This is a genomic window from Ferrimonas gelatinilytica (genome assembly GCF_039544205.1).
Lineage (GTDB): Bacteria > Pseudomonadota > Gammaproteobacteria > Enterobacterales > Shewanellaceae > Ferrimonas > Ferrimonas gelatinilytica.
In genome coordinates, this window is sequence record NZ_BAABLF010000004.1 from 70295 (window position 1) to 96261 (window position 25967).

The 25967-nt window shown below is 62.6% G+C and carries 21 protein-coding genes; 8 read left to right on the forward strand and 13 right to left on the reverse strand.

Going from position 1 to position 25967, the window contains the following annotated elements:
* Position 1 precedes the first annotated feature (1 nt).
* From ABD997_RS01720 to ABD997_RS01730, 3 genes are all read left to right on the forward strand, one after another.
* The gene (locus ABD997_RS01720; protein ID WP_345315283.1) at positions 2-1264 is read left to right on the forward strand and encodes a NupC/NupG family nucleoside CNT transporter; all 1263 of its coding nucleotides are present in this window, start codon (positions 2-4) and stop codon (positions 1262-1264) included.
* A gap of 79 nt (positions 1265-1343) precedes the next feature.
* Positions 1344-2138: a deoxyribose-phosphate aldolase gene (deoC, locus tag ABD997_RS01725; RefSeq protein WP_345315284.1), complete on the forward strand. Its 795-nt coding sequence runs from the start codon at positions 1344-1346 to the stop codon at positions 2136-2138.
* A 61-nt stretch (positions 2139-2199) separates the two neighbouring features.
* Complete coding sequence (locus tag ABD997_RS01730; RefSeq protein ID WP_345315285.1) at positions 2200-3105, forward strand: DMT family transporter; 906 nt, start codon at positions 2200-2202, stop codon at positions 3103-3105.
* Positions 3106-3161: 56 nt separating this feature from the next.
* Here the strand turns inward: ABD997_RS01730 and ABD997_RS01735 are convergent, their stop codons facing one another.
* The 7 genes from ABD997_RS01735 to ABD997_RS01765 form a co-directional block, all read right to left on the reverse strand.
* Positions 3162-3527, reverse strand: coding sequence for a nitrate reductase cytochrome c-type subunit (locus tag ABD997_RS01735; protein WP_345315286.1), 366 nt, complete (start codon positions 3525-3527; stop codon positions 3162-3164).
* A gap of 10 nt (positions 3528-3537) precedes the next feature.
* Positions 3538-6018 carry a nitrate reductase catalytic subunit NapA gene (gene napA / locus ABD997_RS01740; protein ID WP_345315287.1) on the reverse strand — a complete coding sequence of 827 codons (2481 nt, stop codon included), beginning with the start codon at positions 6016-6018 and terminating at the stop codon, positions 3538-3540.
* Entirely contained in the window at positions 6015-6284 is a 270-nt protein-coding gene (locus ABD997_RS01745) for a chaperone NapD (protein ID WP_345315288.1), read from the reverse strand. Before ABD997_RS01745 ends, napA (ABD997_RS01740) begins: the two co-directional genes overlap by 4 nt.
* A 274-nt stretch (positions 6285-6558) precedes the next feature.
* A complete protein-coding gene (gene modA, locus ABD997_RS01750) occupies positions 6559-7269 on the reverse strand; it encodes a molybdate ABC transporter substrate-binding protein (protein ID WP_345315289.1) in 711 nt (236 codons plus the stop codon).
* A 91-nt stretch (positions 7270-7360) separates the two neighbouring features.
* Positions 7361-7747, reverse strand: coding sequence for a nitrate reductase cytochrome c-type subunit (locus ABD997_RS01755; protein ID WP_345315290.1), 387 nt, complete (start codon positions 7745-7747; stop codon positions 7361-7363).
* Positions 7748-7757: 10 nt separating this feature from the next.
* Positions 7758-10238, reverse strand: a complete 2481-nt coding sequence (napA, locus tag ABD997_RS01760) for a nitrate reductase catalytic subunit NapA (RefSeq protein WP_345315291.1) — start codon at positions 10236-10238, stop codon at positions 7758-7760.
* On the reverse strand, positions 10235-10498 hold the full coding sequence (locus ABD997_RS01765; protein ID WP_345315292.1) for a chaperone NapD: 264 nt from the start codon (positions 10496-10498) through the stop codon (positions 10235-10237). Before ABD997_RS01765 ends, napA (ABD997_RS01760) begins: the two co-directional genes overlap by 4 nt.
* A gap of 207 nt (positions 10499-10705) precedes the next feature.
* Between ABD997_RS01765 and ABD997_RS01770 the strand changes: the two genes are divergently transcribed.
* On the forward strand, positions 10706-11284 hold the full coding sequence (locus ABD997_RS01770) for a GNAT family N-acetyltransferase (protein WP_345315293.1): 579 nt from the start codon (positions 10706-10708) through the stop codon (positions 11282-11284).
* An 86-nt stretch (positions 11285-11370) separates the two neighbouring features.
* Here ABD997_RS01770 and ABD997_RS01775 read toward each other — a convergent pair whose 3' ends face one another.
* From ABD997_RS01775 to ABD997_RS01800, 6 genes are all read right to left on the reverse strand, one after another.
* Positions 11371-12501 carry a pyridoxal-phosphate-dependent aminotransferase family protein gene (locus ABD997_RS01775; protein WP_345315294.1) on the reverse strand — a complete coding sequence of 377 codons (1131 nt, stop codon included), beginning with the start codon at positions 12499-12501 and terminating at the stop codon, positions 11371-11373.
* A 123-nt stretch (positions 12502-12624) separates the two neighbouring features.
* Positions 12625-15690 (reverse strand): efflux RND transporter permease subunit, encoded by a 3066-nt coding sequence (locus ABD997_RS01780; protein WP_345315295.1) that lies wholly within the window; start codon positions 15688-15690, stop codon positions 12625-12627.
* Between the two features lie 9 nt (positions 15691-15699).
* Positions 15700-16782, reverse strand: coding sequence for an efflux RND transporter periplasmic adaptor subunit (locus ABD997_RS01785; RefSeq protein WP_345315296.1), 1083 nt, complete (start codon positions 16780-16782; stop codon positions 15700-15702).
* A 156-nt stretch (positions 16783-16938) separates the two neighbouring features.
* Entirely contained in the window at positions 16939-18531 is a 1593-nt protein-coding gene (gene ilvA, locus ABD997_RS01790) for a threonine ammonia-lyase, biosynthetic (protein ID WP_345315297.1), read from the reverse strand.
* Between the two features lie 2 nt (positions 18532-18533).
* Positions 18534-20357 carry a dihydroxy-acid dehydratase gene (ilvD, locus tag ABD997_RS01795; protein WP_345315298.1) on the reverse strand — a complete coding sequence of 608 codons (1824 nt, stop codon included), beginning with the start codon at positions 20355-20357 and terminating at the stop codon, positions 18534-18536.
* 9 nt (positions 20358-20366) lie between these two features.
* Entirely contained in the window at positions 20367-21335 is a 969-nt protein-coding gene (locus ABD997_RS01800; protein WP_425557027.1) for a branched-chain amino acid transaminase, read from the reverse strand.
* Positions 21336-21959: 624 nt separating this feature from the next.
* On the opposite strand from ABD997_RS01800, the gene ABD997_RS01805 reads away from it, so the two are divergent.
* The 4 genes from ABD997_RS01805 (at position 21960) to ABD997_RS01820 (ending at position 25959) form a co-directional block, all read left to right on the forward strand.
* Positions 21960-23483, forward strand: coding sequence for a YifB family Mg chelatase-like AAA ATPase (locus ABD997_RS01805; RefSeq protein ID WP_345315299.1), 1524 nt, complete (start codon positions 21960-21962; stop codon positions 23481-23483).
* A 65-nt stretch (positions 23484-23548) separates the two neighbouring features.
* Entirely contained in the window at positions 23549-24022 is a 474-nt protein-coding gene (locus ABD997_RS01810; RefSeq protein WP_345315300.1) for a hypothetical protein, read from the forward strand.
* 81 nt (positions 24023-24103) lie between these two features.
* Complete coding sequence (locus ABD997_RS01815) at positions 24104-25009, forward strand: 1-acylglycerol-3-phosphate O-acyltransferase, YihG family (RefSeq protein ID WP_345315301.1); 906 nt, start codon at positions 24104-24106, stop codon at positions 25007-25009.
* A gap of 11 nt (positions 25010-25020) precedes the next feature.
* Positions 25021-25959: a 1-acylglycerol-3-phosphate O-acyltransferase, YihG family gene (locus tag ABD997_RS01820; protein WP_345315302.1), complete on the forward strand. Its 939-nt coding sequence runs from the start codon at positions 25021-25023 to the stop codon at positions 25957-25959.
* The last annotated feature ends 8 nt before the right edge of the window (positions 25960-25967 follow it).

Consider the following 25967-nt stretch of genomic DNA (forward strand, 5'->3'; position numbering starts at 1 on the left):
TATGTTTGCCATTGGATTTGTTGGCATCGCGGTCCTGTTGCTGGTTGGCTTTATCGCCTCCACCAATCGTCAGGCCATTAACCTGCGTACCGTCGGCCTGGCCTTCCTGTTGCAGATGGGGATCGGTGCCCTGGTACTCTATGTGCCACTGGGCCGCAGGGCGCTGGAAGCGCTCTCCCACGGCGTCCACGCCGTCCTGGACAGCGGTAAGGCGGGGATCCAGTTCCTGTTCGGAAACTTGGTCAACTTCTCCGTCGAGGGGATCGGCTTCGTGTTCGCTCTCAACGTACTGCCCCTGGTGGTGTTCTTCTCGGCGCTGATCGCCGTGCTCTACTACCTGGGGATCATGCAGGCGATCATCCGCACCATCGGCGGGGGCGTCTCCCGGATGCTGGGGACCTCCAAAGCGGAGTCCATGTCCGCCGTGGCCAACGCCTTCGTCGGCCAGAGCGAGGCCCCACTGGTGGTCAAGCCCTACATGCCGAAGATGAGCGACTCCGAGTTCTTCGCCATCATGTGCGGCGGCATGGCGTCAGTATCCGGCACCGTACTGGCGGGTTACGCCATGATGGGGGTCGACATGCAGTACCTGTTGGCTGCCTCCTTCATGGCCGTCCCCGGCGGGATCCTGTTTGCCAAGCTGATCGTGCCGGAAACCACCGAGCCCACCTACACCGTCTCCAAGTCCACCCACTTCTCCGACAAGAAGCCGGAGAACGTGCTGGCCGCAGCGGGGGAAGGGGCTGCCAGCGGTCTTAAGCTGGCCGGTGCCATCGGTGCCATGCTGATCGCCATGATCGGCCTGGTCACCCTGGTCAACACCCTGCTCGGCGGCATCGGTGACACCATGGGGATGGAGCTTTCCCTGGAGCTGATCCTCGGCTGGATCTTCTCCCCGCTGGCCTTCCTGCTGGGTGTCCCCATGGTGGATATCGGCCTGGCGGGCAGCCTGATCGGCAAGAAGATGATCGTCAACGAGTTCGTGGCCTACTCCGATCTCTCCCCCTACCTGGCGGATGCCCAGAGCGTCGCCGCAGCGGGGCTGGATGTGCTGCAGGATAAAACCAAGGTGATCGTCAGCTTCGCCCTCTGTGGCTTCGCCAACATCGCCTCCATCGGCATCCTCATCGGTGGCCTGGGAACCCTCTGCCCCTCCCGCAGCGACTTCATCGCCAAGTACGGTGTGCGCACCCTGATCGCCGCCAGCTGTTCCAACCTGATGAGCGCCGCCATCGCCGGGATCTTCTTCTCCCTGGCGCTGTAAGCCAAACCGCTCGCCCCTAAAACGGCGGCGCCCGGTCCATCCGGTCGCCGCCGATTTTATGAAAAATCATGAGGACAACATGCACTCCCACGACCAGAAAGAAGCGTTGCAGGCCGCCGCTCGCCAAGCGTTGCAGCTGATGGATCTGACCTCCCTCAACGATGACGACAACGAAGTGCGGATCCGCACCCTGTGCCACAACGCCAACACCCCGGCCGGCACCACCGCGGCAATCTGCATCTACCCGGCCTTCATCCCGCTGGCCAGGCAAGTGCTGGCGCAGCAGGGAACGCCACAGGTGCGTATCGCCACGGTCACCAATTTTCCCCATGGCAACAGCGACGTGGCCCAAGCCGTGGCGGAGACTCGGCAGGCGGTGGCCGCCGGGGCAGACGAGGTGGACGTGGTGTTCCCCTATCGGGCCCTGATGGCGGGCGACAGCGCCGTCGGTCACGAGCTGGTACACCAGTGTAAGCGCGCCTGCGGTGACGCAGTACTCAAGGTGATCCTGGAAACTGGCGAGCTGAAAACCGCTGCCCTGATCCAGCAGGCCGCCCGCATCGCCATCGAAGCCGGCGCCGATTTCATCAAGACCTCCACCGGCAAGGTCGACGTCAACGCCACACCTGAGGCGGCCCGACTGATGCTGAAGGTGATCCGTGACATGAAGGTGGCAGATCGGGTTGGCTTTAAACCCGCCGGTGGGGTAAAAACCGCAGCGGATGCCGCCGACTACCTGGCCATGGCGGCCGAGATCCTGGGGCCAGAGTGGATCAGCACCGAACGTTACCGCTTCGGCGCCTCCAGCCTGCTGGGTAACCTGCTCCATACCCTGGAGCTGGCGCCCGCCCCGACCCCAAGCAGCGGATACTGATCTCCGGCGACCGACTCGACCCATACTTTGAGGGGGCAATGGCCCCCATCAGTGAGCCATCATGAACCTACTCCTTGCCATGATCGCCTCCTTCTTGTGGGGCACCACCTACGCGGTGACACAAGCCACCCTGCCGGACTGGCCCCCCCTGCTGCTCGGCGCCCTGCGGGCCCTGCCGGCGGGTGTGTTGCTGCTGGCACTGCGGCCCAGCCGACCCACTCGCAGTCAGTGGGGCACCCTGGCACTGGTGGGGCTGGTCAACATCGGGCTGTTTTTCAGCCTTATCTTCGTCATGGCCTTGACCCTGCCTTCCGCCGTCTCCGGCGTCGGTATGGTGTCGGTGCCGGTGTTTGCGATGCTCTACCACTACCTGCGCCATCGGGTGCGTCCAAGCGGCGTGCAGATGGCCAGTGGGGTGGCCCTAGTTGCGCTGGCATGGCAACTGTTTGATCCCGGTTCGCTGGCGCTCAGCGCGGTCGGCATGGCGGCGATGCTGGGAGCGATCCTCTGCATCGTCATCGGCAGTGGTATCGTCAAATCCCTGGGAGGAAGTGTGCACTGGTGGACGGTACTCACCTGGCAACTGGTGGTCGGGGGGAGCCTGCTCACCCTCGCCGCCCTGGTCCAGGGCATGCTGGATCCCGAGCCCTATCGACAGGCGTTGACCGGCATCACCGGCCTCAATCTCTTGGGACTGGCCTGGATCATCCTGCTCAACACCGCCCTCTCCTACGGCCTCTACGTCTGGCTGCTGCAGCGGATGACGGTGGTGGAGTTCACCTTCGGTGGCATCGCCAACCCCATCGCCGGCATCGTCACCGGCCTGGTGTTGGTGGGAGAGAGCTACAACCCTGGCCAGTATGCCCTGATGGCGGGAATGATCCTGATGTCCCTTAGTCCCCAGCTGGTGCTGCTGTGGCAGCGCCGCAAGCTCAGGCAATCCGCAGCCGAGGCGGCCATGAAGTAAGCCCGGCGACCATAAAAAAGCGCCCCGAAGGGCGCTTTTTTTATGGCAAGTCAGGCTTAGAAGTTCTCCGCCTGGGGAACGTGGCAGGCCTTGCACTGGTAGTACTGACCGTCAACCTGGCGGCCCTCGAAATGGTTCTGGGCCATCTTGTGCTGACCGCCCCGGTGACAGTTGATGCAACCGTTCTTGTCCAGGGTGATCGGGTAATCCACCTTATGGGGGATCACCGGCGGCTGAGCCAGAACCGAGCGCTCCAAGGAAACACCCTTCTCCGGGTAGGCCGGCATCGGGGCCACCGAGGAGGTTGCCGCTACCGGTACCTCACCCCGCATGGAGTTAGGTGCCGGCTCCGCCAGTTCACCACCGGACTGACACGCCGTCAGGGCGGCCACCAGGGGGATCAAAAACAGGATCTTTTTCATGGTGTGCTCCTTAGGCCTTGGTCACTTTCACCGGGGTCTTCTTAAAGTCGGTCTCTTTCGAGATCGGATCCGTCGCATCCAGGATCAGCTTGTTCACCAACTGACTGGAGTCGAAGAAGGCCATGAACACCACCCCTCTCGGCATGGTATTGCGGTTATTGGTGCTGACCCGGGTCCGCACCTCCCCGCGGCGGTTGGAGACGATCACCTCATCCCCCTCCACCAGGCCACGCTCGGCGGCGTCCTCGGCGTTCATCACCACCTGGGCATGGGGAACTGCCTTGCGTAGCTCTGGAACCCGGGCCGTCATGGTGCCGGTGTGCCAATGCTCCAGGACCCGGCCGGTGCACATCCAGAGGTCGTGCTCCTCATCCGGGCTCTCCGCCGGGCCCTCATAGTCGTTGGCGATGATCATCGCCTTGCCATCCGGCTTGCCGTAGAACTGGAAACCGGTGCCGGCCTCGACGTAAGGGTCCAGCCCTTCGCGGAAGCGCCACAGGGTCTCCTTGCCATTCACCACCGGCCACACCAGGCCCTCTCCGAAGTAGGCTTCGAAGTCGCCCAGGTCGTGGTGATGACCGCGGGTGAAACCGGCGTACTCCTCGAACAAGCCTTTCTGCACGTAGTAACCAAAGGCCTGGTTTTCATCGTTGTAGAGGCCTTTGCACTGGCGGCTCGGGTACTTGTTGATCTCCCCATTAGCGAACATCACCTCGTACAGACTCTTGCCGCGGTACTGCGGTGCCTTGGCCAGCAACTCTTCGGGCCAGACATCCTCCATCATGAAACGCTGGGAGAACTCCATCACCTGGCGCAGATCGGAGCGGGCTCCGGGCACAGGCTTCACCATCTGGTGCCAGTACTGCCCACGACGCTCACCATTGCCGTAGCCTCCCTCCTTCTCAACCCACATGGCGGTGGGCAAGACCAGATCCGCCATGGAGGCAGTGACCGTCATGTAGGCGTCGGAGACGGTGATGAAGTTGTCCGGGTTGGTAAAGCCCGGCAGGGCTTCCTCGTTGATGTTGGGCCCCGCCTGCAGGTTGTTGGTGCACTGGGTCCAGTAGCAGTTCATCACCCCGTCCTTGAGCATCCGGTTGTGCAAAACCGCATGGAAGCCCGGTTTTGCAGGGATGGTGCCGCTCGGTACCTGCCAACGCTGTTCGGTGGCGCTGCGGTGCGCCTCGTTCATCACCACCATGTCCGCAGGCAGTCGGTGGGCAAAGGTGCCCACTTCCCGGGCAGTACCACAGGCGGAGGGTTGGCCGGTGAGGGAGAAGGGACTGTTACCCGGCTCGGAGATCTTGCCGGTCAGCAGGTGCAGGTTGTAGATGGAGTTGTTTGCCCAGACACCGCGCACGTGCTGGTTGGCCCCCATGCACCAGAGGCTCATCACCTTGCGCTTAGGATCCGCGTACTGCTTGGCCAATTGAACCAGCGCCTCGGCCGGTACGCCGGACTGCTCAACGGTGTACTCCAGGCTGAACTTCTCCAGGAACTTGGCGTACTGGTCAAAGTCGATGGCCGACATCTTGCCGGACCCCGGATTCTTGGCCGCCTGCTCCCGCGGGTCTTCCGGCCGCAGGCCATAACCGATGTCCCCCTCGGCCATGGCGAACTTGGTGTGCTTGTTCACAAACTCCCAGTTCACCGCATCGTTCTGGATGATGTAGTTGGCGATGAAGTTCAGCACGATCAGGTCGCTGTGCGGTTTGAATACCAACCCGTTGTCCGCCACTTCAAAGCTGCGGTTTTGGAAGGTAGAGAGCACATGGACTTCACAGCCGGGGTGGGAGAGGCGACGGTCTGTAATCCGGTTCCACAGCACCGGGTGGGCCTCGGCGGCGTTGGAGCCCCAAAGGACAAAGGTGTCAGCGTAATCGATGTCGTCGTAACACCCCATAGGCTCATCGATGCCAAAGGCACGCAGGAAGGCCACCACGGCGGAAGCCATGCAGTGGCGCGCGTTCGGGTCGATGTTGTTGGAGCGGAAGCCCGCTTTCATCAGCTTGGCGGCGGCGTAGCCCTCCCACACCGTCCACTGGCCGGAACCGAACATGCCAACCGAGGTGGGCCCTTTGGCTTTCAGACTGGCTTTCCAGCGCTTGGCCATCTCGTCGTAGGCCCGGTCCCAGCTTACTGGCGTCAACTCACCCTCTTTGTGGTATTCGCCATTTTTCATTCTCAGCAGCGGGGTGCTCAGACGCCCTTCGCCGTACATCACCTTGGAGAGCATGGAGCCCTTCACACAGGCCATGCCTTTGTTGACCGGGCTATCCGGGTTGCCCTTGGTGGCAACCACCTTGTTATCCCGGGTGCCCACCAAGATGCTGCAGCCTACGCCACAAAAGCGACAGGGCGCCTTATCCCAGTGGATGTCATCGGGCCCCTCGGCGGCCTGCACCAGCTTGGTCGGCAGGGCCGCGCCGGCGGCAGTCGCCGCTGCCAGTGCCGCATTGGCTTTAATAAAGTGTCGGCGATCCAGTTTCATCCGTTTGTATTCCCCAGTTCGTCCAGGCCTTCTACCCGGTGGTAGGTCAAAGAAGCAGACAGCACACCGGAGAGCAGCGACAGGGCATGCATTCCGGTTTGCAGTTCGGCTCGGTTGTTCTGCTCCAGGGTCACCACCAGCTTTCCCTCCTCGGTGGCGGCATGTACTTCGGCACCGGCCATCTCATCGATGGCAGCCCGCACGGACGCTACCGCCTCGTCGCGGCAGTGCACCACCAAAGCGGCAATGTGATATTCGTTTGACACAAGGTTCTCCTATCGCGGAACGATCATCGTCATCATAGAAGTGAGGCAAAATCAGAAATATACCGGGAAGGGAGGAATGTGCGAGAACGCGGACGGGATCTCAATATGGGTACCGAAATGGAAAAGGATTTACTGTTAGCGCAATGCGTTAAGGGCCGTACTTCACCCTAATGCTGATGGCGTTCAGTCGATCACATCGACACATACTTTCGGCCGTCAAGGGCGGCTGCCGGACATCTTGGGCCCGTCAACGAAGAGCCGTGCACCGCAGTGACTACCGTTGCGCCACTGCCCCCGGCAGGGCATAGCCGGCCTGGGCCAAACGACGCTCCTGCTGAAGCAGGAAGGTCATCAGGGCCCGGGCGGCCTCCGGTTCACGGGTACGCTTTAGGATCACCCCCTGCTGCTCCAGACTGTCATACCAACTGGTGGGAACCGGCCAGTACTGCGCCGGCGGCACCCCGCGTGCCTTCAGCAGCGAGAGGGCCACCAGGCCACCGGGCACATTGCCACTGTCGATAAACTGGTACGCCTGGGACACGCTGTTACCCCGCAGTAACTTGCCCTTGAGTCTCTCGGTCATCCCCAGACGGCGCAACACCGACTCGGCCGCCGCACCGTAAGGGGCCAGCCGGGGATTGGCGATGGCCAGTCGTCCATGCCACTGGCGCAGCCTAAGCTCACTGGCCGGGAGCTGGCGATCCCAGAACGCCAGCACACCGATGGCGTAGGTGGTTCGGGAGCCCGGCACTGTCAGTCCCATCTGCTCCAGCCGTTGGGGGCGGGTTGCGTCGGCGGAGAGGAAAAGATCATAAGGCGCCCCATGGACAATCTGGGTAAAGAGGGCACCGCTGGCACCGCTGGCGATCCTTACCTCCACCCCGGACTGCCGCTCAAACTCCACCGCCAGATGCTCAAACAGGGGATGGAAGTTGGCGGCCACCGCCACCCGAAGTTCGGCAGCATCTGCAGCGCCCAGGCGCATCAGCAATACCAGCAACAGTGCGCAAGCTGGCAGTCGCGGTCGGCCGGCTAGACCCACTGAGCAGCGACCGGGTCGACTTGGCCAGCGAAGATCACTCAGCGGCCTCCGCCACGGTCTGTTGGGGCACATGGCACTGCTTGCACAGGTAGTAAGTATTTTTCAGTCCCCCCTCCTCGTCCAAGTGGGAGCTATGGGTCGGCGTCGCCTTCATCATCTTGGCGCGCTTGGGATCATGGCAGCCGGTGCAACCATTGCGCGCTGTGGTGATGGGGTAGGTGGGCTTATGGGGAATAAGCGGGGGCTGGTGGGCCAAGGAGCGCGGCAGCGCCTTGCCCTTATCAGGGTACTCCGCCATCTCGGGCGGCGGAGCACTGTCGGAAACGGGGGTTGCCCCGCGCAGGGACTGGGGCAGATCGCCGGCCCAAACCAAGCCGGAGATCAGGAGCAGCCCGAGGGCTGCCGGTGTGACATGTTTCATAACCGCCTCCTCAGGCTTTGCGGATATTGACCGCACACTTCTTGTAGTCGGTCTCTTTAGAGAGGGGGTCCGTCGCATCCAGCATCAGCTTGTTGACCATCTGGCTGGCATCGAAGAACGGCATGAAGGTCAGCCCTTTAGGCGGCTTATTACGACCTTCGGTTTCCACCCGGGTCTGGAGACTGCCACGACGACTGGTCACCACCACCGCATCACCGCGCTTGAGGCCCCGGACCTCGGCATCCTCAGGATGCATGTAGAGCTTGGCATGGGGGTAGGCGTTGTGCAGTTCAGGAACCCGGTTGGTCATGGTTCCGGTATGCCAGTGCTCCAGCACCCGCCCAGTGCTGAACCAGAGATCAAACTCCTTGTCCGGGCTCTCCGCCGGCGGTTCATAGGGGCTGGCGATCACCACCGCCTTGCCATCCGGATTACCGTAGAAGTCGAATCCATCCCCCTTGGCATAGGGGTCTCGGCCGACCTTGAAGCGCCACCGGGTCTCCTCGCCATTGACCACGGGCCAGCGTTTTCCCCGGTTGGTGTGGTAGGTATCAAAGCTGTCCAGGTCATGGCCGTGGCCCCGACCAAAGGTGGCATACTCCTCGAACAGCCCCTTCTGGACGTAGAAACCGAAGGCGTCCGCCTCATCGTTGAGGGGGGACTTGCAGTCCGAACGGGGAAACTTGTCCACCGTGCCGTTGGCAAAAAGCACCTCGAACAGCGTCTTGCCTCTGAGTTTCGGAGCCTTCGCCAGCAAGGCTTCCGGCCATACCTCCTCTACGGTAAAACGCTTAGAGAACATCATCAGCTGCCACAGATCGGAGTGGGACTCACCCGGTGCCTTCACCATCTGATGCCAGAGGTGAGTACGCCGTTCCGAATTACCGAACGCGCCCTCCTTCTCCACCCACATCGCGGTGGGCAGAACCAGGTCCGCCACTGTCGCCGTCACCGTCATGTAGGGATCGGACACCACCAGGAAGGTTTCAGGATTCAGGTAGCCCGGCAGCACCTCCTCGTTGGTGTTGGGCCCCGCCTGCAGGTTGTTGGTGCACTGGGTCCAGTAGCAGTTCATCACCCCATCTTTAAGCTTGCGGCAGTGCTCCACCGCATGGAACCCGGGCTTGGCGGGAATGGTGCCCTCCGGCACGCCCCAGCGCTTCTCGACCTTGTCCCGGTGCTTATCATTGGTCACCACCATGTCCGCGGGCAATCGGTGGCAGAAGGTTCCCACCTCCCGGGCAGTACCACAGGCTGCCGGTTGACCGGTGAGCGAGAAGGGACTGTTGCCCGGTTCGGAGATCTTGCCGGTCAGCAGGTGCAGGTTATAAACCGAGTTGTTGGCCCAGACCCCGCGCACATGCTGGTTGAAGCCCATGCACCACAGGCTCATCACCTTGGTATCGGGGTCGGCGTAGGCCTTGGCCAGGGTTTCCAGCTGCGCTACCGGCACCCCCGAGGCTTCCGAGGCTCGCTCCAGGGTGTATTCGGCGATGTAGCGCTTGTACTGGTCAAAATCCATCCCTTTCATCGCCCCGGAACCGGCATTCTTCGCCGCTTTTTCCCGGGGGTCCTCCGCCCTCAGGCCATAACCGATGTCTGGTGTCGCCTCGGCGAAGCGAACATGCTTTTTCACGAACTCGGTGTTTACCGCATCGTTCTGGATGATGTAATTGGCGATCGCGTTGAGGATCATCAGGTCCGACTGAGGTGCCATCACCATGGCGTTGTCCGCCAGGTCAAAGCTGCGATTCTGGTAAGTGGAGAGGACATGCACCTGGCAGCCCTCGTGGGAGAGCCGACGCGCAGTGAGGCGATCCCAAAGAATGGGATGCATCTCCGCCGCGTTGGATCCCCAGAGCACAAAGGCGTCAGCGTGCTCGAAATCGTCGTAACACCCCATCGGCTCATCAATGCCGAAGGCGCGCATAAAGCCCACCACCGCCGATGCCATACAGTGACGGGCGTTAGGCTCTAGGTTGTTGGAGCGGAATCCCGCCTTCATCAACTTCTGTGCAGCGTAACCCTCCCAGATGGTCCATTGACCGGAGCCAAACATGCCCACCGAGGTGGGACCCTTGGTCTTGAGACTGGCTTTCCACTTTTCCGCCATGATATCGAAGGCCTGGTCCCAACTGATGGGGGTCAGTTCACCACTCTTATCGTACTTCCCGTTTTTCATCCGCAGCAGCGGCCGGGTGATGCGCCCCTCCCCGTACATGATTTTGGCCAGGTAGTACCCCTTGACGCAGTTCTTTCCCTGATTGACCGGACTTTCAGGGTCCCCCTGGGTCGCCATCACCTTGCCACCCTGGGTGCCCACCAGCACCGAGCAGCCAACACCGCAGAAACGGCAGGGCGCCTTCTGCCAATTGAGATCCGGGCCAGATTGCGCCGCCCGCACCAGAGCAGCCGGCAGGGTCGCCCCGGCAACAGAAGCCGCGGCCAGGGCAGCCTTGGCTTTGAGAAAACTTCGACGTGAGACTTTCATGACAACAAATCCTCGCTCAGGTGAGCCACCTGCTGATACACCAAAACGGTACTGAGCACCCCATCCAGGGCCCCGATGGCCGCCACCTTGTCTTCGGCGGTACGACTGTCGGCGGACTCCAGGGTGACAACCAACTTGTGTTCGGCGGTATGGGCGTGGATCTCGGCCCCTTCAATGGCCGAGATGCCCGCTCGCGCCAGGGCCTGGCCGCTGGGGTGCACCTGCACCACCAGGCTGCTGATGTGATATTGAGAGGCCATGACGCCCTCGCAAGAAGAGATGGGTCTTAAGAAGATAGTTCAGTGAGCACTTTGGTCACTGCAGGAAGCGATTGGGGTAGCATTTTTAGCTCTACAGGAAGACGACGTCGTGGCCTGAAAAGGCACAACTCCCTCGCAAGGTCTGGAATCAACCCCGTCATGGGCTATGCCTAGAAGAGACCATGTCCACCGAAGCGGAGGGGGGAGATGAAGATAACGGCCGCCGAGCAAACCCAGGCCCGTGAACTGGCCTTTCTGATCAATCTTGCCGGCGAGGGGATCCCGGAATACCTGTGGAGCGCATTGGCCGAAGCGGGTGAAAGCCCGCTGGATGTCGGCGCTCGGCGGGCCGCGCGGGAGGAGGGCGGCTTCAGCTACCACAACGCCAGGGTTTGCCTCGACGACAGTGGCGAGCTGATGGGGATGGTGATCGCCTACCGGCAGCCCGACCCCTATGATCTGGACGCTCTGTCCGAGTACCCCGACATCGTGCGGCCACTGGTGCAACTTGAGGCGGAAGCGCCCGGTAGCTGGTACATCAACGCCATCGCCACCGACGCCCGTTTTCGCGGCCAGGGAGTGGCCACAGCCCTGATGAAGGACACAGAAGGATCCGCCCGGGAAGCCGGCTGTCGCCAAATGAGCCTGATCGTCGCCTCACAAAACCGTGGGGCCAGGCGACTGTATGAACAGCTGGGCTACCGGGGCACGCACGCCCGTCCCGTAGTCCCCTATCCCGGCAGCCCCCATGGCGGTGACTGGGTGCTGATGCTCAAACCCCTTTGACCCTCCGAGGCAGCAAAAAGCAAAACGGCACCCTTAGGGTGCCGTTGTTCACTGGCGTAAAGCCCTTGCGGCCTGCCAGATCAGTGTCAGCGTCGGGCCTCTGCCATTACCTGGGCCAGCGCAGCCAGGCAGAGGGTGACGTTTTCCTCCCGGGCAGCATACCCCATCAAGCCGATACGCCAGGCTTTGCCCGCCAGGTCTCCGAGGCCGGCCCCGATCTCAAGGTTAAACCGGTTAAGCAGTGCAGCGCGCACGGCAGCGTCGTCGATCCCCTCGGGAATATGGACGGTGTTGAGTTGAGGCAAGCGATGCGCCTCCTCCACCACGAACTTCAAACCCAGAGTATCCAGCCCCGCTTTGAGTTTCTCGTGCATGGCACGGTGGCGGGCCCAGGCGTTTTCCAGCCCCTCCTCTTTAAGCAGCCGCAGCGACTCGTGCAGGGCATAAAGGCTGTTCACCGGGGCGGTGTGGTGGTAACTGCGCTTGCCGGTGCCAGCCCAGTAACCCATCACCAGGGTCTGATCCAGGAACCAGCTCGGTACCGGTGTCTGCCGCGCTTCCAGCTTGGCAACCGCCCGGGGCGAGAAGGAGACCGGTGACAGCCCCGGCACACAGGAGAGGCACTTCTGACTGCCTGAGTAGATGGCGTCGATCCCCCACTCATCCACTTTCAGCTCCACCCCACCCAGAGAGGTGACAGCATCGACGATGCTCAGCACCTCGTGCTCCTGGGCCAGCGCACAGAGAGCCTGGGCATCGGAGAGTGCGCCGGTGGAGGTTTCCGCATGGACAAACGCCAGGAACTTGGCATCCGGATGGCGATTGAGCGCGTCCGCTACCTTGTCGACGGAAACCGGCGCGCCCCAGGCATCATCCACCACCACGGCCTCACCGCCGACCCGCACCACGTTCTGGCGCATTCGCTCGCCAAACACACCGTTGCGGCACACGATCACCTTGTCCCCGGGTTCTACCAGGTTGACGAAGCAGGTCTCCATGCCGGCGCTGCCGGGAGCGGAGACGGCGATGGTGAAGGGGTTTTCGGTCTGAAAGGCATACTGGATCAATGCCTTGACCTCATCCATCATCGCCACAAACTGGGGATCCAGGTGGCCCACGGTGGGTTTGGCCAGGGCTTGCAGCACCTGGGGATGGACATCAGAGGGACCCGGCCCCATCAGGGTTCGCGGGGTGGGGTGAAAGGGGGCAATGCTCATGTAGGCTCCTGCGCACTCGAATAACGAAATACCGTCCCCGAAGGTATCACAGATGGTGCAATGCAAAAAAAACAGCCGGACTCAATGTGATTCGGCCGGTTTCCAGGAGATGACGCTGACGGCTCAGCGGGTCGCCGCCAGCAGTTCCGCCTCCGCCTCGTTGTCGATGCGGGCCGCGAACAGGCTGTACATCACGGGCACCACGAACAGGGTGAACAGGGTACCGACAGAGAGCCCGACGGTGATCACCAGGCCGATGTTGAATCGGGATACCGCGCCGGCACCATCCGCCAGCACCAGTGGCATCACCCCCAGTACCATGGCGGCAGTAGTCATCAGGATGGGACGCAGGCGCAGCGCCGCCGACTCCACCACCGCCTCAGCCCGCTCCCGTCCCCGGCGTTGCAGCTGGTTGGCAAACTCAACGATCAGGATCCCGTGCTTGGAGATCAAGCCCACCAGGGTGATCAATCCCACCTGGGTGTAGATGTTGAGAGTCGCCGCGCCGAGGAACAGCGGGATCATGGCGCCGAAGATCGACAGCGGCACCGTCACCAGCACCACAACAGGGTCGCGCCAGCTTTCAAACTGCGCCGCCAGCACCAGGAAGATCACCAGCAGGGCCAGGGCAAAGGTGACGTACAGGGCACTGCCCTCCTGCTCAAACTGGCGACTCTGGCCAGCGAAGTCATAGGCAAACCCCTGGGGGGCGATCTCCGCCAGCGCGTCCCGCAGAAAGGCGTGGGCGTCCGCTACGGTCACGGCACCGGGCACCGGCATCGCCTCAATGGTGGCAGCATTGAGCTGCTGGAACTGCGTCAACGCATTGGGGATCACCTCATTGCTGACAGTCACCAGGGTGGAGAGCGGCACCTGGGCGCCGCTGTCGGTACGGACGTAGAGGTTGGCGATATTGTCCCGGGTCATGCGGAACTGCGCATTGGCCTGGGGGATCACCTCATAGCTGCGGCCGGAGATGTCGAAATAGTTGGTGCGGAAATCCCCAAGCTGGGTCGCCAGGGCAACGCCGATGGTCCGCATCGACACCCCGAGCTGGCCTGCCTTCTGTCGGTCGATCTGGATATGCACCTGGGGCTTGTTCATCTTCAGGGTGTTATTCACGACGATAAACTTACCGGATTCTCGGGCCCGCTGGGTCAGCTCCGCCGCCACCTGATACAGGGTGGCGTGATCCGCCGTGGAGGTGATCACGAAGGCGATGGGCAAACCGGAGGGCGCACCGGGCAGCGCCGGCGGGTTAACCGAGAAGACGTTCATGCCCGGGATCTTTTTCACCATCGCCTGCAACTCAGGCTGGATCGCCATCTGGGTGCGCTCACGCTCACTCCAGGGCTTGAGTACCAGGCCCCCCATAAACTGACTCTCCGCCGGATAGCCGGCAAACATGAAAGTTTGCTGATACTCCGGGAAGCTTTCCGCGATCTGCTGGAACTGCTTGGCGTACTCGAAGCTGTAATTCACGTTGGCGTTGTCCGGCCCCATGGCGATGTTGAAGATAAAGCCCTGATCTTCATCCGGCGCCAGCTCGGAACGGGTCAGCATGAACATCGCGGCGATGGCCAGAAGCAGCAGCGGCACCGACGCCAGGATGGGGCCCCGGTAGCCATGCACCACCTGGCCAAGCAGGGACTGATAGCCCTCCTTGAGACGGCCAAAATGGTGGTCGAGCCAGCGCACGAAACGCCCCTCCAGCGCCTGCTTGTTGAGCAGTTTGGCGCACATCACCGGCGACAGGGTCAGGGCGATGAAACCGGAGATCAGCACCGCACCCGCCAGGGTAAAGGCAAACTCGGTAAACAGACTACCGGTCAAGCCCCCCATGAAGCCAATGGGGGCGTACACCGCCGCCAGGGTAAGGGTCATGGCGATCACCGGCAGGGCGATCTCCCGGGCGCCGATCACCGCGGCCCGCACCGGCGACAGCCCCTCCTCCAGGTGGCGATGGACGTTCTCCACCACCACGATGGCGTCATCCACTACCAGCGAGATGGCCATCACCATCGCCAGCAGGGTCAGCAGGTTCAGTGAGAACCCCAGCCCCAGCATGAAGAGGCAGACACCGATCAGCGACAACGGCACAGTGACGATGGGGATCAAAACCGAGCGCAGTGATCCCAAAAACAGGAACACCACCAGAATCACAATGAGGACGGCTTCCACCAGGGTCATCAACACCTCATTGATGGACTCGTCGATGTACTCAGTGGAGTCGTGGGCGAGGATCTGCTGCATCCCCGGCGGCAGGTTGCGCTCGATCTGCGGCAGCACCTGACGTACCCCGTGGGAGACCTCCAGCGGGTTGGCATCCGGGGTGGTATTGATACCGATGTAGACCGCTTGCTGGCCTTTGAACACCACCTTAACCTTGTCGGACTGGGCGGCCAGCTCGATGCGGGCGATGTCCCGCAACTTCACCACACGCTGGCCATCGCTTTTCACCGTGATGTTGCCAAAGGCGTCCTCGTCCTGCAGCGAGGTCGAGGCCCGTACCGTGGTCACCGTCAGGCTGTCACGCACTTCACCGGCGGCGGACTGGAAGTTGTTGGCCCGCAGCGCCTGATTGACCTCGTCGGTGCCGACGCCAAAGGCGCGCATCCGCACCGGATCCAGCCAGATACGCATGGAGAACTGTTGGTCGCCAAGCAGCTGCGCCTCGGCTACGCCTGCCACCTCGGTCAGCTTGGGCTGCACCACCCGGCGCAGGTAGTCGGAGATCTGTACCCCGGACATCTGCTCGTTGACGTAAGCCAGGTACATGATGGAATCGCCGCCGGCGGTGGCCTTGGCGATCACCGGATCGTTGATCTCCGAAGGCAGCTGACCCTGCACCTTATTGAGCTTGGTGAGGATCTCCGCCATAGCGGCGTTGGCATCCACCCCCAACTGCAGGTAGACCTCGATCTGGCTCAGCCCGGCCCGGGAGCTGGACTTGATGTAGTCGATCCCCTCGGTGGAGGCGATCGCCTCCTGGATCGGGGTGGTGACAAACCCCTGCACCAGTTCGGCGTTGGCCCCGGGATAGGCGGTGGTCACATTAACCTGGCCAATCTCCATGTCCGGGTACTGCCGCACCTGAAGATCCAGCAGTGCCCGAACCCCGAATACCAGCAGCAGCAGGTTCAGCACCACCGCGAGGACAGGGCGGCGAATAAAGATGTCAGTAAACATGGCGCCGCCTTAACCTTGCGTCTCGGCAGCCAGCTGCACCGGCGCCTCATGATCCAGCTTGAGTGTACCGGCACTGATCACCTGCTCCCCCGCCTCCACGCCGGAGAGGATGGCAACCCCATCCCCGCGCTGCTCACCCAGCTCCACGTAGCGACGATAGGCACGCAACTGGCCCGCCTCATCCTCCTGCACCACGAAGACCGCATCCCCAAAGGGGCTGTAGGTAATCGCCGTGGAGGGCAGGACCACGGGCTCGATGGTGTCGCGCATCAGCAAACGGATCTCGGCATACATGCCGGGCCGCAGCCGCCCATCGGCATTGGGAACCTCCGCCCGGATGGCGATGTTACGGGTATTCTCATCCACCTTGGCTTCCAACGCGGCCACTTTGCCCGTGAAAGCCACCCCGGGGTAGGCACTGTTGTGAAAAATCACCTCCTGGCCGACATAGAGCGCCGGCAGGTGCTGTTCCGGCACGGAGAAGTCGGCATAGAGGCTGGAGAGATCCTGCAAACTCACTATGGTATCCCCCGCCTTGAGATACTGCCCCAGATCCACCTGGCGGATCCCCAGCTGACCGGAAAATGGCGCCACCAGGGTCTTTTTGGCGATATTCGCCCGGGTCTGGGCCACCGCCGCCTGAGCCACTTTCAGGTTGGCGCTGGACTCATCAAACTCGGTGGCAGAGACGTTACGGCGCTCGAAGAGGACCTTGATACGGTCATGCTTGATCTGCGCCAGTGACTCCTGGGCCAGCAGGCTGGTCAGGTTCGCCTGCTCAACGCTGTCATCCAGTTGCAGCAGCACCGTGCCCTTCTCCACCTTCTCACCACTGTTAAATGGCATCTTGGTGACGATACCCGCCACCTCGGTGGAGAGTTCAGTCCCTGCGATGGCGGTCAAGGTGCCGACGGTAGCGATCTGGGGGCGCCACCGCTCGGTGGTGGCGGTGATCGCCGACACCGTGGCCGGCGGCGGAGTAAAGTTGGAAAACCGCGCCATCCCTTCGCTGATCTGCCGGTACTTCAGTCCCGCCAGAACCGCCAGTACCAGCAATACGCCGCCGATAACGAGAACGCTTCGCTTGAACATGAGTGACTTCCTAATTCGATGATGCTGCAGGGTCAGCTAGAGTAAAGAGTCTATCGCCGGGCGCAATTTCGCCCAGCATTGGATTTGTAACAGGCTGTTTTAAAATTAAAACACCCCAAAGCTGTCGATTCACTGAACCGACAGCTTTGGGGTCCGCTACCCGCGCAGGAAGAAGCGGTAGGCGGCACTGTCGGTAACATCACGACAGTCCATGTTGAGGCTGGCCAGACGAGTATCGAGATCGGACAGCTCCGCCTCCTCCACCTCGAGTCCCAGCAGCACCCGGCCATTGGCGGCACCGTGGTTGCGGTAGTGAAACAGGGAGATGTTCCATCGATCCCCGAGGTCGGTCAGGAAGCGCTCCAGTGCTCCGGGGCACTCCGGGAATACCAGCTGGTAGAGCCGCTCCGACAGGGGCTCCGGTGGCAAGCCACCCACCATGTAACGCACATGCAGTTTGGCGGTCTCGTCCTCGGACAGGTCCTGGTGGGGGTAACCGGCCTCGGCGAGGGCGTTGCAGATCCCGGTCAACTCATCGTGCTGCTTGAGCCGGATCCCCACGAAGACGTTAGCCCTGTCGCGGCCGCTGAGGCGGTAGTTGAACTCGGTGATGCTGCGCTGACCCAACAGGCGGCAGAACTGCAGGAAGGCCCCCTGGCGTTCGGGGATGGTCACCGCCAGCACGGCCTCCTTGCCCTCACCCAACTCGCAGCGCTCGGAGACGTAGCGCAGGGTGTGGAAGTTGATGTTGGCACCGGAGAGGATCGCCGCCAACTGGGTCTGGCCCGAGAGACTTTCCCGCTGATCCTCCCGCTGGCAGTAACGCTTCAGGCCCGCCAGCGACAGCGCACCGGCCGGCTCGGCGATGGCCCGGGTGTCCTCGTAGATATCCTGCACCGCGGCACAGATCTCATCGGAGCTGACAGTAATCACCTCATCCACGCAGTGACGCGCCAGCTCGAAGGGCGCCCGGCCGATCCGCTTCACCGCCACCCCGTCGGCAAACAAACCGACCCGGGACAGGTCCACGGGCCGACCCGCCTGCAACGCCGCCTTAAGGCAGGCGGCGTCCTCCGGCTCCACGCCGATCACCCGGATCTCCGGTGCCAGCGCTTTGAGGTAAGCCCCGATCCCGGCGATCAGGCCGCCGCCCCCCACGGGGACGAAGACCGCATCCAGCTCCCGACGCTGCTGCAACAGCTCCATCCCCACGGTGCCCTGCCCGGCGATCACTGCGGCATCGTCGAAGGGAGGCACCAGGGTGAGCCCCTCCCGCTCGGCCAGCCGCATCGCTTCGCCGTAGGCGTCATCGAAGGCATTGCCGAACAGCACCACCTCGCCGCCATGACGACGCACCGACTGCACCTTGATCTCCGGTGTGGTGGTGGGCATCACGATCACCGAGCGGATCCCGCTGCGTGTGGCCGCCAGCGCCACCCCCTGGGCATGGTTACCCGCAGAAGCGGCCACCACGCCGGCGGCCCGCTGGGCCGGGGTCAAGCTGTGGATCTTGTTGAACGCGCCGCGCAGCTTGAAGGAGTGCACCGGCTGCTGATCTTCCCGCTTAAGCCAAACCTGGCAGCCGAGCCGGGCGGACAGCTTGCCCATCGCACAAAGCTCCGTCTGTCGCGCCACCTCGTACACCGGAGCCATCAGGATCTCGCGCAGCGTGGCCTGGACCAGGGCCTCTCCCCCGGGATGCTCGTCACCGGTGCCGTTCACCCTATCCTCTTTGCCAGCTGCCACCATACCTACTCCTCCAACAGGGCCCGGTTACGCACCGCCCCAAGATCCGCACTGGTGGCCAGATGGGCATAGGCCTTGAGCGCCAGGGAGACCTGGCGCTGACGATCCGGTTTGAAACGACACTGCTGTCTTCGGGCCGCCAGTTCTGCCTCCGACACCTCCAACACCACGCCCCGGCCGGGGATGTCGATGGCGATGGGATCCCCATCCTGTACCAGGGCGATGGGGCCCCCTGAGGCAGCCTCCGGCGACACGTGGCCGATGGAGAGTCCACTGGTGCCGCCGGAGAAACGGCCGTCGGTGATCAGGGCACAGGCTTGCCCCAGCCCCATCGATTTGAGGTAACTGGTGGGGTAGAGCATCTCCTGCATCCCCGGCCCCCCCTTGGGGCCCTCGTAGCGGATCACCACCACCTCACCGGCCTGAACCTCCCCATTGAGAATGCCATTCACCGCCGCATCCTGGCTGTCATAGACCCGGGCAGGACCGCGGAAGGTCAGGCAGCTGTCCGGTACCCCGGCGGTTTTCACCACGCAGCCGTCGGGAGCCAGGTTGCCACTGAGCACCGCCAGGCCACCATCGCGGCTGTAGGCATGGGCGATGTCGCGGATGCAGCCTTGCGCCCGATCCAGATCCAAGGTGTCCCAGCGGCAATCCTGCGAAAACGCACGGGTGGTGCGGATCCCCGCGGGACCGGCCCGGTAAAACTCGTGGGCCTGATCATTGCGGCACACGTCCCAACGGGAGAGCACCTCACCCAGGGAGTCGCCCCCCACATGGCCCACCCCGGTGTGCAGCAGCCCTCCCCGGGCCAGCTCGCCGAGCAGGGCCATCACGCCACCGGCGCGGTGCACATCCTCCATATGGTACTGGGGGGTGGCGGGCGCCACCTTGCAGAGGTTGGGTACCTCCCGGGAGAGGGCATCGATATCCGCCATGGTGAAGTCCACCTCCCCCTCCTGAGCCGCGGCCAGCAGGTGCAGGATGGTGTTGGTGGAGCCGCCCATGGCGATATCCAGAGACATGGCGTTCTGGAACGCCTCGCGGCTGGCGATGTTACGAGGCAGTACCGCCTCTTCGCCATCACGGTAGTAACGCTGAGTCAGGTCGACAATACGTCGTCCCGCCTCGAGGAACAGCTGCTCCCGGTCGGCGTGGGTGGCCAGCAGGGAGCCGTTGCCCGGCAGTGACAGTCCCAGGGCTTCGGTGAGGCAGTTCATCGAGTTGGCGGTAAACATGCCGGAGCAGGAACCGCAGGTGGGGCAGGCACTGCGCTCCACCTGCTCTGCCTGCGCATCCGAGACATTGGGGTCCGCTGCCTGCACCATGGCATCGATCAGGTCCAGCTTGATCACCTGGTCAGACAGCTTGGTCTTGCCCGCCTCCATCGGTCCACCGGAGACGAAGATCACCGGGATGTTGAGTCGCAGCGCCGCCATCAGCATCCCCGGGGTGATCTTGTCACAGTTGGAGATGCACACCAGGGCATCGGCGCAGTGGGCGTTGGTCATGTACTCCACCGAGTCAGCAATCAGCTCGCGGCTCGGCAGGGAGTAGAGCATGCCGCTGTGGCCCATGGCGATGCCGTCATCGACGGCGATGGTGTTGAACTCTTTCGCCACCCCCCCTGCCTCAACAATCGCCCCCGCCACCAGATCGCCCATATCCTTCAGGTGAACATGGCCCGGCACAAACTGGGTGTAGGAGTTGGCAATGGCGATGATCGGCTTACCAAAATCCTCGTCAGTCATGCCGGTGGCACGCCAGAGGGCACGGGCACCGGCCATGTTGCGGCCGGCGGTCGAGGTGCGGGAGCGGTAGTTGGGCATGGGAAGTCCTCAGAGTACGCTGGCTTGGGTGTGGGCGGCGAAGCTGCGCTGGTCATCCTTGCTGACCGGATCCAGCCAGCCCCACTTGTCCTCGGTGCTGCCATCAAACAGGCCGAAAAAGAGCGATTGCATCTGCTCAGTGATGGGGCCTCGGCGGCCGCTGCCCACGGTGATGCCATCGACACTGCGTACCGGGACAATCTCGGCGGCGGTGCCGGTCATGAAGATCTCGTCGGCCAGGTAAAGGGCTTCCCGAGCCAGGGCCTCCTCACGCACCTCCAGACCCGCATCCCGGGCCAAGGTGATGATGGAATCCCGGGTCAGTCCCGGCAGGATGGCGGCGGTGACCGGCGGGGTGATGAGCACACCGTTTTTGACCACGAACAGGTTCTCCCCCGCCCCTTCGGAGATATGGCCGTGGACATCCAGGGCGATCCCCTCTTTGTAGCCATGGCGCTTGGCTTCACCGGAGATCAGCTGGCTGGAGAGGTAGTTCCCCCCCGCCTTGGCCCCGGTGGGCATGGTGTTGGCAGCCAGGCGGTTCCAACTGGAGACGCAGACATCCACCCCGGACTCCGCGCTCCCCTCACCGAGGTAGGCATCCCAGGCGTAGGCGGCGATCATCAACTCTGCCTGACTGCCGGGCGGGACATTAACCCCCATCCCCACGAAACCGTAGAACGCCAGCGGGCGGATGTAGGCGGACTCCAGACCGTTCTGGCACACCGCATCGCGACACGCCTGCTTCACCTCCTCCAGCTCGTAGGGGATCGGCATACGGTAGATCTTGGCGGAGTCGTAAAGACGCTGGATATGGTCATGGAGACGGAACACGGCGGTCCCGCGGTTGGTCTTGTAGGCGCGGATCCCTTCAAACACCGACGAGCCGTAATGCAGTGCGTGGCTGAGAACGTGGACCTTGGCCTCGGCGAAAGGCACCATCTCGCCATTGAACCAGATGTATTGGGCTTGGATCACATTGATACTCCTTCATTTATGGTCAAGCCTGGGCCGCGGCCGAGGCGGTCACTGCCGGGATCAACCGACACTGAATACCGTCATATAATTTATTCGATGGACGTGTCAAATGGGCCCGGAAGCCGGTGCCGAAACCGGTCCTGATCCCGCGCTCCGCTCCCCTGGCCCCAGCCCCCTTTCCAGAGCCCGATCGCTTCCCATGCCGGGATCAAAAAGCCCCCCGGACCTCGGCGGTGCGGGGGGCTTGGAAACCTGGTCGCTAGCGGCGGCTGCCCTGCGCCAAGCTCCGACCCCCGCCGGTGATAATCACCAGCGCGGGCATCGAAATGGGTACTCGGGAGGGGGCATAAGGCGGCATCACTTCCACGTCCAGTCGGCGGTAAACGGCACCCGCCTTTGTACAATTTCTTTACAAGTACCACGACCCCAAGGGCAGTGCAAAGTTATATTGGCACCCATCCAAAATTTTATTTGTCACATTGGGTAGGGTCGCGCCGGGCGGTCTCCTCCGTTTCGCCAAGAGGCCGCAGTTGGCATCTACGGGTCGAATGGACGGCATAGTTGCCAATCTCCCTAACCTCATCCAATACTTTCAACTGTTTATGGTTCCACAAGGAGCGTGGAATGGCTGTGTCATGCGTCCTGAGCCGGGGACAACTCGGGGTCAGCGCCCCGCTGGTCACCGTTGAGACTCATCTGGGCGGTGGGTTACCCAGCTTCACCATCGTCGGATTGCCCGAGACCTCGGTGCGGGAAGCCCGGGAGCGGGTTCGGGCTGCCCTGCAAACCGCGGGGTTCGATTTCCCGCAACGCCGGATCACCATCAACCTGGCCCCGGCGGACCTGCCCAAGCAGGGGGGTCGCTTTGACCTGCCTATCGCCCTTGGGATCCTCGCCGCCTCCGGACAGATCCCCCTGGACGCCCTGCAGGAGGCCGAATTTTTCGGCGAGCTGGGCCTCAGTGGCGAACTTCGCGCCGTCTCCGGTTTACTGCCTGCACTGGTGGCCGGGGATCGAGCCGGCCATCGACTGTTTCTGCCCGCCGCTAACGCCGGTGAGGCCCGGTTGCTCGAGGGAGCCCAAACCCGTTGGGCGGCGACCCTGCCTGAACTGACCGCCGCCCTTCACGGTCAGACGGCTCTGCCGGAACTCCTGGCCGCTAACCCTCTCCCTGAACCCGAGCCTGTGACGGAACGGGATCTGGCCGATATCGTCGGCCAGGACCACGCCAAGCGGGCGCTGATGATCGCCGCCACCGGTGGACACCATCTACTGCTGGTGGGCCCCCCGGGAACCGGCAAGACCATGCTGGCCAGCCGTCTGGTAGACCTGCTACCTCCCCTGGAGCTGCCCCAGGCGCTGGAGGTGGCGGCCATCCACTCGGTCGCCGGGCTGCTGAGAGAGGGCTCCCGTTTCGCCCAGCGCCCCTACCGCGCTCCCCATCACTCCAGCTCTGCCGCCTCGCTGGTAGGGGGTGGCAGCGTGCCCCAGCCCGGCGAGATCTCCCTCGCCCACCTTGGGGTGCTGTTCCTGGATGAGCTGCCGGAGTTTTCCCGACCGGTGCTGGACAACCTGCGTGAGCCACTGGAATCCGGCCAGGTGGTTATCTCCCGGGCCAACGCCAAGCTCACCTTCCCCGCCCGCTTCCAGCTGGTGGCGGCGATGAATCCCTCCCCGAGCGGCGAGTTGGGGGAACAGAGCCGGGATACCCCGGACCAGGTCCGCCGCTACCTCTCCCGCCTCTCAGGCCCCCTGCTGGATCGTTTTGATCTCAGCATCGATGTGCCGCGACTTGCCGCCGGTCAACTTAGCCAGACCCACCGCAGCGGCCCGACCACGGCTGAGGCGCGGCAAGCGGTAGAGCGAGGCCAGGCGTGGGCACGCACCCGGCAGGCCTGCCTCAACCACCAACTGGCCGGCCATCAACTGGGCGAGGGGATCGGTATCCCCCGAGCAGTGTGCCAGTTCACCGAAACGGCAGTGGTCCGGCTCAACCTCTCGGTGCGGGCCTACCACAGGATTTTGCGGGTCGCCCGGACCATTGCCGATCTGGCCGAGGCCGACGAGGTGAGCAAAGCCCATGTCAGTGAAGCCCTGGGCTACCGCGCCATGGACAGACTTGTGGCACAACTGGGAGGTTCGGGTTAAAGTGGCGCAATGGCTGCGTCAAACTTCGGTTAAACGGTTGTCGGCCAGATGATAATGGAGATCAAATGCCGTATTTCAGGATCCTTCTGCTGTTACTCTTCACCTTTCCACTGAGCGCCAAAGAGCACCGACTGTTGATCAGCCAGGCGGCCAGTTGGCTGAGCGAAGAGAGTCGTGACGAGACCTCTCTTCAGGGGGCGCTGACGGGGCTGGAGTACCACTTCCGCTGGCACCAGGACTGGAGCCTGGTCACCGGCTACCAGTTTGGCCAGCTGGACGGCAGTTCGGTTAAGGAGTTGCCGGTGATGGTGGAGCGGAAGATCGCCCTGCCACGCCGCCACTCCCTCTACCTGCAAGGGGGCAACCAGTGGTTCTGGCAGAAGGGGGAGAAGGGGCTGGCACTGGCCTTTGCCGGCGGTTGGCAGTGGAAGGGCCGAAAGGGGGTGCTGACCCGCCTTGGCTATCAGCACAGCCAGCGACAGACCGAAGAGGAGCGCAGCGACTCCCGCCTCAATCTCGCCGTCGGCTGGGCCTTCTAACCCTTTTTTAAACAGGCACTTGCCCCCATAGGCAGCAACTCCTTAACATTGAAGCCAACACTCAAGTCGAGGAAAGTGCTCATGTTGTCGCTGTTTCGCGGTGTGGTGGCGTTATCCGGCTACGTCGCCAATACCCTGTTTTGCGCCCCTCTTGTCCTGCTGTTGGGCATGGTCAAACTCCTGCCCATCCCAACCCTTCGCCGGGGGTGCAGCATTCTGGTGGATGAGATCGCCACCTTCTGGATCAGCGTCAACAATCTCAATCAACGCCTGCTGAGCCGCACCCAGATGATCACCCATGCCCTGCCGCCGCTGAGCCCAAAGCAGTGGTACCTGGTGATCTCCAACCACCAGTCCTGGGTCGACATCCTCCTTCTGCAGCGCGTGTTTAACCGCAAGATCCCCTTCCTCAAGTTCTTCCTCAAGCGGGAGCTGATCTTCGTTCCGGTGCTGGGGCTGGCCTGGTGGGCACTGGACTTCCCCTTTATGCGCCGTTATAGCAAGGCCTTCCTGGCCAAGAATCCGCACCTAAGAGGCAGAGACCAGGCCACGACCCGAAAGGCGTGCGAGAAGTTTCACCATCAGCCGGTCAGCGTGATGAACTTCGTTGAGGGCACCCGTTTCACTCCGGTGAAGCAGCAACGCCAGGAGAGCCCCTTCCCGAACCTGCTCAAGCCCAAGGTCGGTGGCATCGCCCTGGCTCTGGACGCCATGGGGGGCAAACTGGATACCCTGTTGGATGTCACCATCCACTATCCCCATGGCATCCCGACCTTTTGGGACTACCTGTGCGGCCGCGTGCCCCGGGTGGAGGTGATGGTGGAGTCCCACAGTCTGACCGAGGTCAACCGGTGGAATTATCAAAAACGAGAGGAGAGGACGGTGTATCAAAGCTGGTTAAACCAGATTTGGCAGCAGAAAGCGGTTAAGCTTGCGTCCCTGACTCAATCCGGCCCCGACAGCCAACAGCCCGACTCCAAAGAGTAAGAGACGTTACGATGCCATTTTTGCCCGGACCCCTGAAAGCGGCCATCAATGCCATTCTGGCCACCGCCAACATCCTGTTTTGGGGATTGGTGATCCTGTTCCTGGCCACCTTTAAAGTATTGATCCCAGTGCCCGCTGCCCGTCGTCAGGTCACTCGGGCCTGCGACGCCTGCATGTCGGGCTGGGTTGCGATCAACCGTGGCATCCTGGGACTGACGACCCGGACCCAGTGGCGGATACGCGGTCTGGACCAGGCCCAACTCGACCGACAGGGGTGGTACCTGGTGCTGGCCAACCACCTCAGCTGGGCGGACATCTTCGTGGTCACGGCGGTGCTTCACAACCGGGTGCCGATGCTCAAGTTTTTCCTCAAACAGCAGCTGATCTACGTCCCTGTCATGGGTCTGGCCTGCTGGGCCGTGGATATGCCCTTCATGCGCCGCTACAGCAAGAGCCAATTGGCGAAAAACCCCAAACTCAAAGGGCGGGATATCGAGGTGACCCGGCGCAGCTGTGAGAAGTTCAAACACCTGCCCACCTGTGTCATCAACTTTGTCGAAGGGTCACGGCTCACTCCCGCCAAGCATCACCGCCAGCGCAGCCCCTTCCAGTACCTGATGAAGCCCAAAGCCGGCGGTATTGCCTTTGCCCTCAACACCCTGGGCGAACAGTTCGATCAGATCCTCGATGTGACCCTGGTCTACCCCGATGCACCGGAAAACATCATGTATGGCCTGCTGTCCGGTCGACTCAGTAGCATCGACGTGGCGGTGAAGACCCTGCCGATCTCTGAGGTTCCCCATGGCAACTACGACACCGACAAGGCGTTCCGGGTCGAGTTCCAGCATTGGCTCAACGGCCTTTGGCGAGAGAAGGACGCCACCATCACGGCGATCCTCAAGGAGCACGAGGCGGAGGCACCACTCTACCGCCAGCTGGCCCTGCCCTGAACCCATTC